This is a genomic window from Polycladidibacter hongkongensis (assembly GCF_001561995.1).
GTDB lineage: Bacteria > Pseudomonadota > Alphaproteobacteria > Rhizobiales > Stappiaceae > Pseudovibrio > Pseudovibrio hongkongensis.
In genome coordinates, this window is the sequence record NZ_LLWC01000038.1 from 24,666 (window position 1) to 38,168 (window position 13,503).

The following is a 13,503-nucleotide window of genomic DNA, read 5'->3' on the forward strand; positions in this document are numbered from 1 at the left end:
TGCTGTCATGGCAGCGGGTTCAAAAGGGGCACACCTGAAAAATGGGCGCGAACATTGGCAAGTACGGTTTGGCCCATGTGTTCGCGTGCCTCTTCGGTCGCACTACCAATATGGGGGGAGACAATGACGTTGGGAAACTCAAGTAAGCGCGTTGGGACTTGTGGTTCTTGGGAAAAGACATCAAGAGCGGCACCGCCGATCTCGTTATTTTCTAAGGCGGATATCAAGTCCGTTTCATTGACGATGCTGCCGCGCGCCACATTGATCAGCAGCCCGTCTGGCCCCACGGCTCGGAGCACATCTCGATTTACTGCGCCTTGCGTTTCTTTGCCGCCTGCTGCAGCTATTATTAAAACACGTGCTTCTGCGGCCACATCTTTGAGGTTATTGCAAAAACGATCGGGGCTGTTGGGGACCGGTGCTTTCGCAGTGTAAACAATCTCCCCAGCAAATGGGCGCAGGCTCTGGGCGATTTTTTGGCCAATGCGGCCGTAGCCAAATAGGCCGATGGTTTTGCCTCGAAGCGAGAAACCTAGTCCCAGTTTGCGTTGCTGCCAGTGGCCTGAGCGGATGAATCTGTCCCCTTCAACCACGCGACGGCTCAACGCAAATGCATGGGTAAGCGCCAAGTCCGCGACAGCATCACTCAAGCTATCTGGAGTGGTGGTTACCAAAATGCCCTGCTCTTTGGCATAGGACAAATCAATGCCCTCTGTACCCACTCCATAAACGGCAATGAGCTGCAGATTTGGAAAGAGCGCTAAAGTTTGGCGATCCAGTTTGGATGTTCCCTTCGCTGCGATGACAGATATTTTGTCGCGCAGTTCTTCGCTGAGTAAGGCGATGGAGCCAAGCTCCTCCAGATTATGGAAAGGCGCGATCTTCGCCAGCTGCGGGTTTATGTGAGCGGGAGCATAAGGGCTCATTAATAAAATTTCTGACATGGCTGCACCTCTAGCGGTTTGTTGTATTTATAAATGCAAAGAGCCCGATGCGTGCACCGGGCTCTAAGAGTTTTGAGAGCAAATCAAGCTTACTTGCTGCGCTCTGCCAAGAACGCTTCCACGTCTTTGCGATAGGGAAGCGGACCAACTGCGCCATAACCAAGCGTTGTTAGTGCTGCGGCTGCGTTTGCATAGCGAAGAGATTCTGCAAGGGTTTTACCGGCAGTGATTTCGGTGAAGAATGCGCCTGAGAAGCAGTCCCCTGCCCCGGTTGCATCTAGAGCTTCCACCGGATTGCCAGCCACGCGCGCACGATCATCTTTCGTTGCGTACATCGCGCCTTCTTTGCCAAGTTTCAGGATAACGGTTTTAGACCCCTGGTTTAGGTAGAAGTCGCAGATCTCATCCGGATCACTCAGGCCAGTAAGTAATTCGGCCTCATCCACGCTTGGCATGATGAAGTCCACATGGCGGGCGATTTCATGGATAACACCGCGGGCACGCTCAAGACCCCAAAGTTTAAGGCGTAGGTTGGTATCGAAGGAGGTTAGCACTCCAGCGTTTTTCGCAATTTCAATACCTTTAAACACAGCATCACAAGAGCTATCACTAATCGCGCAAGTGATGGCAGAGGCATGGAAGAGTTTTGCGCTGGCGATTGCCTCTGCAGGCATATCAGCTGGCGAGATCAGCGAGGCAGCCGAACCTTTGCGGGCAAAGGTGAAGTGGTGGCCGCGTTCGTCGTGGGAGATAAAGTAAATCCCGGTAGGCGCAACGGCATTTCGCTCAACCAGATCAGTCTTCACACCCTCACGCTGCCACAGCTCAACAAATTTGTCGCCGAAAACATCTGCGCCCAAATGGGCTAGCACCGCGACATTTGCCCCTTGGCGTGCGGCGCAGCAGGCAAAGTTTGAGGTGTCGCCGCCAAAGCCGCTCAGATAATCGGCTTGTTCACTCGGAGTTTTAACCTGCGAAAATTCAAAGAGTGGCTCACCAAAACTAATGATATCAATTGCCATTGCAATCTCTCCAGTTTGAGGTTGCCAGGCGCATCGGGGGATACGCCCGGCTCAATCTCTTGTTATGCGGCCAATGCAGCAACTGCTGCTGCTGTACCAACAGCTGCAACTTTTGCATATGCATCATGAACTGCCTTGGTAAAGCGTTCATCACCAACCAGATCTTGAGGGAAGACGGTATCCAGTGCGAGCAACGCATCTACATAGGCTTTCGCATCTGCACCTTTTTCAGCGACGATTGATTGCAGCTGCTCTGCCATCGGGTCTTGCAGTTCGTAGCTCTCGCCATTGCGATCCTGACGGATGTAATGCATCCAACCCGCAACACCGAGGATGAGGTGGCGATGATCTGTGCCCGCCTTCAAATGATGACGCACAGAGTTCAGCCAGCGCTGTGGCATTTTTTGCGTTCCATCAGATGCAATCTGCCATGTACGGTGCTTTAGCTGCGAGTTGGCAAATCGCTTGAGCAACATATCGGCATATGCAACCAGATCAACATCACCGGGCATATGCAGAGTTGGGCGCTGCTCATCGACCATCAGTTTGCGGGTTTCCGCAGCAAAGACAGGGTCGGCCATACATTCGGCAATCGTCTCTTTTCCTGCAAGGAAACCAAGATAAGCAAGGAACGAATGCGAGCCGTTGAGTGTGCGAAGTTTCATTTCTTCAAATGGCTCAACATCGGCAACAAGCTGCGCACCTGCTTTTTCCCATTCGGGGCGCCCTGCCTTGAAGTTATCTTCTACAACCCATTGACGGAAAGGCTCGCAGACAATTCCATTCAGGTCAGTTTGCCCGCCGAGGCTTTCTTTAATCAAGGCGCGGCTTTCATCGGTCAGTGCAGGCACGATTCGATCAACCATTGTGGATGGGAAGCTTACGTTCTCCTCAATCCAAGCGGCCAGTTCACCATCCAGCTTTTGAGCAAATTCACGTACTGCAATGCCGGTTAGTACACCGTTGTTTGGCAGGTTATCGCAAGACATGACTGTAATTGGGCCATTGCCGAGTTCTTTACGCTTGGCAAGACCTGCAACGATTAGACCAATCGCTGTTTTTGGCGCTGCGATGTTTTCCAGATCATGCTGGATCATTGCGTTGTCTGTGTCGAGCGCATCATTTTTTACGCAGTAACCTTTCTCAGTCACTGTCAGTGAGATGATTTTCAGTTGCTCTTCGGCCAGACCATTTACAAGCGCTTCGATGCCATCACGCGCGACATGCTGAGTGTCGCAAACGGCACCAAGAAGACGAAGGTTGGTATCGTCATCGCTGGTTTCAACCAGAGTGTAAAAGTAGTCGTTTTGCGCAAGCTTGTCGAACAGGTCGGCAGTGCCAAACAGTTCGATGACACGCATGCCCCAATCGCCGCCCACTGCGGCAAGTGTTTCGTGCAGATGCATTGCGGTATGGGCGCGGGCAAATGCACCAAAACCGATATGGGCGATGCGCGGCTTCAACACGCTGCGGTCATAGCTTGGCTTTTCAACAGTAGCTGGCAGATTGGCGAGATCAAGGGGCGAAAATTCGGCGCTCATTATTGTTCTTTCCTTCGTATATTGGGGGATTTGTGTGTTCGCGCTAGGCGTTTTCAAGCAAGCGGATCATCTCTACCGTGTCTTTCGGCCCAAGCCCGGCAGCACATAGGAGACGATGAATTTCCACGACCTGCCCTGTCATTGGCAGTGGGGTTTTGGTGCGCAAGGCGAAGGATTGCAACGCATCCAGATCTTTCAGCATGTTATCGATGCGGCCTGTGGGAGTGAAATCACGTGCTGCGAATTTTCCCATAAACTCCTGCATGATGTTGCTGTCCGCACGGCCACCGGAAAGTGCTTGAGGGATGATAGCCGGGTCAACACCCCCAGCTTCTGCAAGCTTAACCGCCTCTGCAACACTTTGGAAAATTACAGCACAAAACAGCTGGTTAATGAGCTTCGTGGTTTGCCCCGCTCCGTTTGGTCCCATAAGGGTTAGATTTGCACAAAGATCATCCATCACCGCCTTACAACGGGCGAAATTCTCTTCACTCCCCCCCGCCATAACGGTGAGTTGACCGAGTGCAGCCTTAGGCGCGCCACCAGAAAGTGGGCAATCTACCCAGCCCATACCGCAGGTACTTTCTAGCTTACCTGCGATATCTTGAGTTTCTAATGGATCGATCGATGACATATCGATAAGCAGTTTTTCCGGCGAACCCTGGCTGGCGACACCGCCTTCACCCAGTGCAACTTTGCGAACAATGTCTGCATGGTTCAAACTGAGAATGACAAAATCACTCGCCTCTGTTGCTTCCGCAACTGTTGCTGCGGCCTTGGCGCCTTTTGCCACAAGAGCGGCGACTTTTTCCTTATCCAAGTCAAACACTGTTACGTCATGGCCAGCTTCTACAAGGCGTGTAGAAATTGCCGTGCCCATAATGCCAATGCCAACTACCGAAACTTTTTGAGGTGCACCAGTCATATTCAATTCCTTTTGGCCTAGTTCTGTAAGAAGGGGGCAAGTTTGTCCCAGTCAAATTCAACCCCTGTTCCCGGCGTATCGGGAGCTACAGCACGGTGGTTTTCGACTACAAGCGGGCGGGTGGTGTATTCATCAATCGGGAACGAGTGAACTTCGATGTATCCAGCATTTGGCTGCGCACTAACAAGGCTTACATGCAGTTCTTGCATGCCATGACTGCAGACCGGGATACTCCCATTTTTGCGAGATAACTCGGCAACTTGTAGCCAGCCAGTAATGCCGCCGCAGTTTGAAGCGTCCGGCTGAATGAATGAAAGCTTGGCATCTTCAAATGCCATTTCGAATTCATGGATTGTGTGTAGGTTCTCACCCATCGCCAACGGCATGCCAGTTTCATCAGCTATTCTGCCATAGGCTTTGTAGAGATCTGGCAGGCACGGCTCTTCAAACCAGAGTAGGTTAAACTCGGAAAATGCGTTGGCTGCTTTTTTAGCCTGCTCCTCACTCATGGAGTAGTTCGCATCAACCATAAAGGTACGCTCTGGGCCAATCAGCTCACGAACTGCGCGGATACGCTCGATATCCTCTGCCAGTTCTGGCTGGCCGATCTTGATTTTTACAGCGTTAAAGCCGCGATCTAAGTAGCTTTGAATACTTCCAAGTAATTTTGGTAGTGGGAAGTTCAGGTCAATGCCACCGCAATACGCTTTACACGTATTGTCAGCTCCACCCGCCATTTTCCAAAGTGGCAGGCCCTGATCTTTACCACGCAGGTCCCAAAGAGCGATGTCCAAAGCAGAGATGGCAAAAGAGGCTATACCACCACGTCCGACATAATGAATATGATCCTGCATTTCATCATAGAGCTGCGCGATATCATTGGCATCGCGGCCGGTCAGCAACGAGACGAAATCATCATTGATCATTGCAAGAATAGCACTGCCGCCCTTGCCGCCGGTATATGTGTAGCCGGTGCCTTTTAATCCGTCTTCTCGTGTAACTTCGACTGTTACAAGCTGAAAATGCGTGTGATCGCCATGCTTTGCGTCGCTTAATACCTCGGAGAGGGGGACGTTAAACAGCTTGGGCTTTACCGAGACAATTCTGGATGGGGAAGCGCTCATTATTCTTGCCTTGATGCTTTGGGAAAGACCTGCCCTTGCAAACAACGGGTTCTCGCTTTCCCGGTGCTATAAGCAAGGGCAGGTAAGGGAAAGACCGGAAAAACAGGGACACCGGTCCTTCTTCAGTCGGTAGGGGGAGACTAGCCGAGATAGTCGCGATGGACTTTGACGATGGCTTTGCGGCACAGTTTTGGGCCGGCTTTGCTTTCACAAAGAGGGCGATGCAGCTCACCAGGATAGAACACGACGAAATCATTCGCAGCCATTTCGATGAATTTTTCATCCACGATACCGGCTGTAAATGCGAGATCTTTTTCCGCAAGATAGTCTTCTGTTACTTCCCCTGCTGGCATGTGGCCCCAACCGATTTTCTCGGAACCAGATAGAAGAACCTGAATATCCATGTAGTTGTTATGGAATTCCGACTTATGTTCGCTAACCGGACCCGAAGTTCCTTCGATCACCTGAATGAAGAGTTGATCACCTTCCAGCTCGTAGCGTCCAAGCTCGGGCTTTTCTGCCAAAAATGCTTTTGCTTTCTCGATAATTTCAAGCAGCTTTGGGGAAGCAAACGGGATGAGGGAGAGGTTGTTTAGGTTTGCGCTCAGCATTTTGGGGGCCTTACTACAGTGTTCGGGGAAAATGCCCGCCACTTGATGTGGCGGGCTTTTTTGTGCCTCGCGTCGTCACGAGGCACAAAGGCATTTTTAGCTTACTTCGCAGCCTGAATGGCTTCGATCAGCTCAGGGCCGTTTTGGTCATTAAACACTTTCCAGGTGTTGGTGATTGCAGGGTGTGCCTGGAAAGCAGCTTTGTTAACGTCACGGTTTACCTTCATGCCGCGTTTTTCAAGATCGGAGATGAAGCCATCTTCTTTCTCGATTGACAGTCCGCGCTGATAGTCCGTTGCATGCTGTGCAGCTTCTTCGACAACTTTTTGTTGCTCAGGTGTCAAAGAATTGAACTTGTTCAGGTTCATAGAAATGAACAGGGAAGAATAGGAGTGCTCGGAAAGAGACAAGTAGTCCTGTACTTCGTCAAAGCGGAATGAGTGGGTCACCGCGATTGGGTGCTCCTGTGCATCAACAACACCGGTTTCAAGCGCGGTGTAAAGCTCAGCAATTGGAAGCATCTGCGGGTTTGCACCCAGTTCAGCAAACATTGCGTTGAGCGGAACGGAGGTGTTGGTGCGGATCTTGATGCCTTTTACATCATCAGGAGTGCGCACAGGGCCGCGGTTGTTGGTGATGTTGCGGTAGCCGTTTTCCGGGAAAGCAAGACCTTTAAGACCAAACTTGGACATGTCGTCCAGCATCTTCTGACCGATTTCACCATCCAGAACTTTGTAGGCGTGTTCACGGCTAGCAAACATGTAAGGCAGGTCAAATACAGCGGTTTCTGGCTGCATACCGTTCATGATAGCAAGACCGGTCATCTGAATGTCGATGATACCTGCGCGGTTACCATTGAGCATTTGCTGGTCATCACCGAGCTGACCCTGTGGGAAGATCTGTACGGTAACTTCACCATCAGTTTTTTCTGCGACCTCCTTCGCAAAAAACTCAGCCAGCTTTTGCTGCAAGTCTGTGGCTGGGGCTGCGTGGGCGAACTTCAGCTCAACTGCCATGCTCATGGAAGTGGAAGCCAATAGAACAGCTGCTGCAATAACGCCAAGTGACTTTTTCATTTTATTTCCTCCAGTTTATAGAAGTTCTTGCGAACTTAACCCGCAATCAGATTCATCGGTGCGATGATCAGTTGTGGGAACACGGTGAACAGCATCAGCAGAAGTGCATAGACGCCGACAAAAGGTAGAACTCCGACAATCGCGCGTTCAACGCGTAGCTTTCCGACGCCGCAAACGACGTTGAGAACAGTGCCAACAGGCGGTGTAATCAGGCCGATGCAGCAGTTCATGACAAACATCAGACCGAAGTAGGCAGGGTCAATCCCGGCTTCTTTGACAAGAGGCATCAGAAGCGGAACCAGGATCAAAACGGTTGGAGACAGGTCCATCACCATACCGATAGCAAGTACCAGCATCATGATGACAAACATCAGCAAGCGTGGGCTATCGACAAGTGGACCAAGCAGTGCAGAAAGCTGCTGAGGTAGCTGAGCTGCAGTGATGAGCCAAGATGCAACCATCGCACAGCCGACAAGGAACATGATCATGCCTGCGGACTTACAGGAGCTGACCAACACTTCGTAGAAGCGTTTAAGCGTAAGCTCTCGATAGATCACGGTAGAGACGAAGATTGCATAAACAGCTGCAACAACAGCAGCTTCGGTTGGTGTAAACACACCAAAGCGAATGCCGATGATGATGATAAACGGTAGAACCAGCGCCCATACACCATCTTTCAAAGCTGCACGGCGCTCTGCCTTATCGGCTTTCTCCTGCATTTGAGTTTCTTCGTTGCGCATCAGATATGCCCAAGTGAGCATCAATGCGGCACCCATCATCAGACCTGGGGCAATACCGCCCATGAAGAGGCGTGAGATAGAGATATTGCCAGCAACACCAACGAGGATCAGGGGAACACTTGGTGGAATAACCGGGGCAATAATGCCGCCAGATGCCAGGAGACCAGCTGAGCGACTTTCTGGATAGTTTGCACCGCGCATCATCGGTAGCAAGATGGCGACGAGCGCAGCTGCATCAGCGGCCGCAGAACCGGAAAGACCTGCAAGCACAACAGAGGTGAAAATGGCTACATAGCCAAGCCCGCCTTTTTTGTGGCCAAGGTAAGCCATTGCCAAGCGCACGATCCGGCGAGACAAACCGCCTGCTGCCATTGTTTCGCCTGCGACAAGAAAGAATGGAATTGCAAGGAGTGCAAAGCTGTCGACACCATTGACTAGCGCACTTGCCAAGATGTCAGAGGGAAATGCCAATCCGGTTGAGAACATGCCCATATGGATCATGAGGCCAAGACCAGAGAGCAGCAAAGAAAACGCAACTGGTAGCCCAAGAAGAATGCCGATTAGCAGCACGCCGAGGAAGATAGCGAGGGTCATATCAGTCGTCCTTTCCGTAAAGCTTTTCAGCACTTGGAACGAAGAAACGATGCAGCGCGACGAGACCCATCAAGGCGCCACCGACAACACCGGCCAAGTAAAGAACGGAAACAGGGATGCGGCTGAGTGGAAGAGCGTTGTACCAGTTCATATTGACTTGGTTCATTGAGCCCATGACGAGCATCAGGGCGCAAAGTGCGATGATAGCCCAAACACAGCGGCGCAGTACAAAGAGAGCCTTCTTAGGCAACAGGCCATCAATCACCCTGAGTTCAAGGTGATCATTGGTCCGCAGGCAAAGGATCGCTCCGCAGAAGGTTACCCAGACAAACAGAATGCGCGACGTTTCTGCCGAAAACAGCAAGCCGCTGTTAAAGCCATAGCGAAGAACAACGTTTGTAAAGACGAGAATGATCATTAGGACCATTGCAACTGTCATCAACACGTTTAGGCCTTCCCAGAACCAGTCGATGACTTTTTTAAGGGTGTTCATTAGCAACTCCCGGGTGGAACAAATGCCCTTTTGGGCGGTGCTTTTGGCAGCGGCAGCTGCCAAAAGCTAAATCCAATTAGGATGTTAGGTAGTCGTAGACAGGCTTAGCGACTGGAACACCCTCTTTGAGGCACTGGGCGTAGTAGGCTTGGTTCGGATCACCTGGAACCTGAACTTTGTCAAAGCCTTGCGCTGGTTTCACGGCATGAAGCTCGTTAACCATTTTACCCATTAGTGCGCCGAAACCGGCATTACCCAGTTTCGCAGGATCGATGCAGATGATCATCGATACCAAGCCACGCATTTTAGTGTAATCGCCGTACATAGCTGTGATGTGCGGTCCATAATTGGCGCCCATCAGCACGCCGGTAAGCGCATCAATCGCCAATGCAACGCCATAGCCTTTGTGATCACCGAAGTGCGTCAGGCAGTGGTACTCTTTTGGATCTGTCGTGAAGGCGCCGTCTTTGTCTCGTGCTGTGCCCATTGGCAAGGTGCCATTGGTTTCCAGCGCGTGCAGGACCTTTCCGTAGGCAATAGCCGAGGTCGCAAAATCGACGATAACTGGGTCCTTCCCTTCAACAGGGAAGCCAAAAGCGATTGGGTTGGTACCAAAGAACTTTTCCGCGCCGCCAAATGGTGCAACTGCTGCATCAGTTTGAGTAAGTACGATGCTAATGCATCCCTGCTTTGCAGCAAGTTCACTGAAGTAAGCTAGGGCACCGCAGTGCGAAGTATTTTTGACGGTGACCATACCGATTCCGGTTGCCTGAGCCATGTCACAGGCTTTTTCGGTGGCAACGATCATGCCGGAGTGCCCCATGCCGTCGTCAGAGTCGAGGACTGCTGCAGAAGCTGACACTTCTTCAAAGGAGACTTTTGCGTCTTTATTCAGACCGCCATTGTCGAGGCGTTTACAGTAGTGCTCGACACGCATCACGCCGTGGGAGCGTACGCCGTGGCTATCTGCGTATATCAGAACATCTGCAACTTCTTTGGCAGAAGCTTCGTTCAAGCCTGATGCAAGCAGCTTTTTGAGCGCCAGTTCGTAGAGCTCGTCCTTGTTTACGTTTACATCTGTCATGATCCACCCCTTAAAACTTGATCAGCCCTTTAATGAGCTCTTTGTTGTTCACCACGTCTTCAGCGTAGGTGTTTCCGACTGTTTCAAAGTCGTAGACGCGATTGTTTAGGAGAGACTCGTCGAGATCTCCGCTTTCCATGAGTTCTAGAACGTGCTCGTAGTCCTCAACAGTCGAGTTGCGGCTCGCTAACAGCGTTGTTTCTTTGCGGTGGAAAGTTGGATCATCAATCTGTAGATCACCAATGTAGAGCCCGACAAACACCAGCTTGCCGCCTTGACAGATCAGATTAACCGCATTGGTCATGGCGTTTTTATTGCCGGTTACGTCGAACACGGTACTTGGTAGACGGCCATCAAATGTAGCTTTTAGCTTCTCTTCAAAGTCTTCTGCTGTTGGGTTCAAGGTGGCAAGACCAAGCTTGCTTGCAACATGCTGCAAGCGGCTATCCTGCACATCTGCAACAACAACTTTTGCGCCGGTTGCCTTGGCCACAGCGGCAACACCAAGGCCAATTGGGCCTGCGCCAACGACAAGCACGTTGTCTTTATTGCTGGTTTCGGCGCGGCGAACTGCATGAGCACTAATGGTGAAAGGCTCGACATAGGCAGCAGCGCAGTCTGTCAGTTTCTCTGGGACAGCGATAAGGTTTTCTTCTTTAACAGCGAGATATTCGCAGAACGCGCCGTCTTGATGAACACCGTAAAGAGACGCACTTTCACAGCAGTTGGTCTTTCCAACTTCGCATGCCGGACACTTGCCACAGGAGATAACAGGCATGACCGCCACGCGCTGTCCAACTTTGAATTTGCTGCATGCGCTGCCGAGCTGATCAATGACGCCGCAGATCTCATGACCGAGAACGCGAGGGTAGGAGAAAAATGGCTGATGGCCAGTGAAAGCATGGATATCAGTGCCGCAGATACCTACAGCAGAAACTTTGAGTAAAACCTCGTCGTCTCGGTAATCAGGCATGGGTACATCTTGGTACTCCATATGATGAGGCTTAGTGCATACCAGTTGTTTCATTTTTTTACCTGATGGAGAGCTTATTTTTGGGCGCTCTACTATTCTTGTTCTTCAGTTCTGGGCTTAGAGCGAGAAATCCCGTTCACGCAAATCGCAATTTGCATGTTGATTTAGGCTAAGCCCGAATTCGGATTAGGGGGCAGCGTTCCCATACGCGCAGCTTTCGTCCCTCAAGGTCCAACCAGCTGTCTGCATAGGTTCTGCTGTTAACTTGTTAGTGCGTCCTCCAGTTTGACCTATTCCCACCTCGCGGAGTTTGTTAGGCCAATCATTCAAGTTGCTGGACCAATGTAATATGTTAGATGCAAATGGCAATAGGGTTTAGCACCTATTATGGTCACTCCTTGCGCAAGTTTGCCGAAAGTGGGAGCCTGTAGTTCAGAAATTGGGCTGGGTATGCTAATTGCTTGGACCAGTTCTCTCCGTAGTTGGCTACCAAATAGAAAAAGCTGAAAACCAATGAGCGCACCGCAAACGTCAGAAAAGCGCCTCTATCAAGAGCTTGCTCTGCAGATTGAAGAGGACATCAAATCTCGCAAGCAGTTGAAATACGGTGATAAATTGCCCTCTGAACGAGAGATGTCGGACCATTACTCCGTAAGCCGGACAACGGTTCGAGAAGCGCTTATAATGCTTGAGCTGAGGGGACTAATAGGCGTGCGCAAGGGCTCTGGCGTCTACTTTCGCTCACACGAACAAGTTGTAGCTAAACCAGAGCTTCCGTCGATCGGCCCCTTCGAGCTGCTACAGGCGCGTCAGTATCTTGAAAGCGCGATTGCCAGCCTTGCCGCTACTGCGATTTCAGCAAGTCAGATCAGGGAGTTACGTGCAAAAGTATCAGGGACGCCAATGGGTGAGGAATCCGATCGAGATTTCCATATTTTTATTGCAGAATGCACTCATAACAATATGATGATTACAACCTCGCGCAACCTATGGGAGGCAAAAGACAGTGTAATGTGGAATAAGCTGATAGACCGCATTGAGGACATTGAGGCCCATAGAAAGGACTGGCATGAAGATCATCATCATATAGTTCAAGCACTTATGATGCGTTCGCCAGAGCGAGCACACAAAGCGATGTGGCTTCATCTTGAGAATGTAAAGAACGTTTTGTTTTCTGCATCCGACGTTGATGATCCTGAATTTGATGCCTACTACTTTGCTTCAACACAACGCCCCCTAAGCTTTGAGACCTGATAAAGGCCAGTATTCCGTCAAATTGCAGGACTGCAGAGGGAGGCTTCTGCGGTCTATTTTTTTGCTCTGTGCATAAGATAACGTCGCAACGCTTCATAAGTCACAATGTGGGTATGCATTAATTTTGAAAATAAGTGTTTATATATAAATTGCAACGCTGAGTTACTTTGTAGTATTCGCTTGATTCGCTCAACCTCGCCTTCAAAAAGCCCCCTGGCAGTTAACCGGGGGGCTTTAAAGGTGCAATTATCGTAGTTCGGAGATTTTAAGGTGGTCCATATCTGGGAAGACTTGGTTTTCACCGACCATGCCCCAGATAAAAGTGTAGGCCTTGGTTCCGCAGCCGCTATGGATTGACCAGCTGGGTGAGATAACAGCTTGTTCATTATGGACTAGGATATGGCGGGTTTGAGTTGGTTCTCCCATCATATGGAAGACCGCTTGCTCTTCCTCCATATCAAAGTAGAAATAGACTTCCATGCGACGGTCGTGTGTATGTGCGGGCATGGTGTTCCAGACGCTTCCCTGTGCAAGGCGCGTCATGCCCATAGTGAGTTGGCATGTTGGCAGTACGTCAGGTACAATGTACTTGCATACGGTGCGCTCGTTGCAGGTTTCCTTACTACCTAGGGAGACCAGCTCTGCCTGTTCTTTTGTGATCACCCGCGTTGGGTACGCGCAATGTGCTGGGGCACTATTATAGTAGAATTTTGCGGGATTGCTTGGGTTCAGACTGCGCAGCTGCACATTACGGCTGCCCATTCCCACGTAGAGGGCCTGTTCATTTTCAATTTTGTAAGTTGAGCCATCGACATCAACCTCCCCTGCCCCACCGAGATTAATGAGGCCGAGCTCGCGGCGTTCTAGGAAAAAGCTGACGCCGATCTTTTCTCCCAGTTCATCGCCAAATTGCAGAGGGGTATCTAAGGGTACTGCTCCGCCAAATATTATGCGATCGATATGGCTGTAAGTCATGGTCATGGTGCCGCGAGCAAAAATGCTCTCTACGAGAAACTCTTCACGCAGACCTTCAGTATCAAGGCGCTTGGCGTGCTCACTGTGTATAGATTGGCGTACTTGCATGGCTATTATTCCTTCTTAATTTAGCACTGTGGTTCTGAA

General features: G+C 50.6%; 13 protein-coding genes. 1 reads left to right on the plus strand and 12 read right to left on the minus strand.

Translation table 11 applies throughout. The features are described from left to right. Positions 1 to 5: 5 nt before the first annotated feature. The 11 genes from AYK82_RS17495 to AYK82_RS17545 all read right to left on the minus strand — a co-directional run bounded on the left by AYK82_RS17495 (position 6) and on the right by AYK82_RS17545 (position 11,127). A complete protein-coding gene (locus AYK82_RS17495; protein ID WP_068319057.1) occupies positions 6 to 944 on the minus strand; it encodes a 2-hydroxyacid dehydrogenase in 939 nt (312 codons plus the stop codon). 89 nt (positions 945 to 1,033) lie between these two features. Next, positions 1,034 to 1,966 carry a sugar kinase gene (locus AYK82_RS17500; RefSeq protein ID WP_068319059.1) on the minus strand — a complete coding sequence of 311 codons (933 nt, stop codon included), beginning with the start codon at positions 1,964 to 1,966 and terminating at the stop codon, positions 1,034 to 1,036. A 62-nt stretch (positions 1,967 to 2,028) separates the two neighbouring features. Further along, the gene (locus AYK82_RS17505) at positions 2,029 to 3,507 is read right to left on the minus strand and encodes a mannitol dehydrogenase family protein (protein ID WP_068319065.1); all 1,479 of its coding nucleotides are present in this window, start codon (positions 3,505 to 3,507) and stop codon (positions 2,029 to 2,031) included. A gap of 43 nt (positions 3,508 to 3,550) precedes the next feature. After that, complete coding sequence (locus AYK82_RS17510) at positions 3,551 to 4,432, minus strand: NAD(P)-dependent oxidoreductase (protein WP_068319066.1); 882 nt, start codon at positions 4,430 to 4,432, stop codon at positions 3,551 to 3,553. Between the two features lie 17 nt (positions 4,433 to 4,449). Further along, entirely contained in the window at positions 4,450 to 5,556 is a 1,107-nt protein-coding gene (locus AYK82_RS17515) for a mandelate racemase/muconate lactonizing enzyme family protein (RefSeq protein WP_068319067.1), read from the minus strand. A 140-nt stretch (positions 5,557 to 5,696) separates the two neighbouring features. Continuing rightward, the gene (locus tag AYK82_RS17520; protein ID WP_068319069.1) at positions 5,697 to 6,167 is read right to left on the minus strand and encodes a NanQ anomerase/TabA/YiaL family protein; all 471 of its coding nucleotides are present in this window, start codon (positions 6,165 to 6,167) and stop codon (positions 5,697 to 5,699) included. A gap of 101 nt (positions 6,168 to 6,268) precedes the next feature. Next, positions 6,269 to 7,243, minus strand: a complete 975-nt coding sequence (locus tag AYK82_RS17525) for a DctP family TRAP transporter solute-binding subunit (RefSeq protein WP_068319070.1) — start codon at positions 7,241 to 7,243, stop codon at positions 6,269 to 6,271. A 35-nt stretch (positions 7,244 to 7,278) separates the two neighbouring features. After that, positions 7,279 to 8,577, minus strand: a complete 1,299-nt coding sequence (locus AYK82_RS17530; protein ID WP_068319072.1) for a TRAP transporter large permease subunit — start codon at positions 8,575 to 8,577, stop codon at positions 7,279 to 7,281. 1 nt (position 8,578) lies between these two features. Further along, positions 8,579 to 9,070, minus strand: coding sequence for a TRAP transporter small permease (locus AYK82_RS17535; RefSeq protein WP_156453422.1), 492 nt, complete (start codon positions 9,068 to 9,070; stop codon positions 8,579 to 8,581). Between the two features lie 76 nt (positions 9,071 to 9,146). Then, a complete protein-coding gene (locus tag AYK82_RS17540) occupies positions 9,147 to 10,154 on the minus strand; it encodes an Ldh family oxidoreductase (RefSeq protein WP_068319077.1) in 1,008 nt (335 codons plus the stop codon). 10 nt (positions 10,155 to 10,164) lie between these two features. Next, a complete protein-coding gene (locus tag AYK82_RS17545; RefSeq protein WP_244265794.1) occupies positions 10,165 to 11,127 on the minus strand; it encodes a zinc-binding alcohol dehydrogenase family protein in 963 nt (320 codons plus the stop codon). A 513-nt stretch (positions 11,128 to 11,640) separates the two neighbouring features. On the opposite strand from AYK82_RS17545, the gene AYK82_RS17550 reads away from it, so the two are divergent. Beyond that, positions 11,641 to 12,381 (plus strand): GntR family transcriptional regulator, encoded by a 741-nt coding sequence (locus tag AYK82_RS17550; protein WP_068319081.1) that lies wholly within the window; start codon positions 11,641 to 11,643, stop codon positions 12,379 to 12,381. Positions 12,382 to 12,627: 246 nt separating this feature from the next. On the opposite strand, the gene kduI is transcribed toward AYK82_RS17550, so the two are convergent. After that, positions 12,628 to 13,470, minus strand: coding sequence for a 5-dehydro-4-deoxy-D-glucuronate isomerase (gene kduI, locus AYK82_RS17555; protein WP_425272595.1), 843 nt, complete (start codon positions 13,468 to 13,470; stop codon positions 12,628 to 12,630). Positions 13,471 to 13,503: the final 33 nt, after the last annotated feature.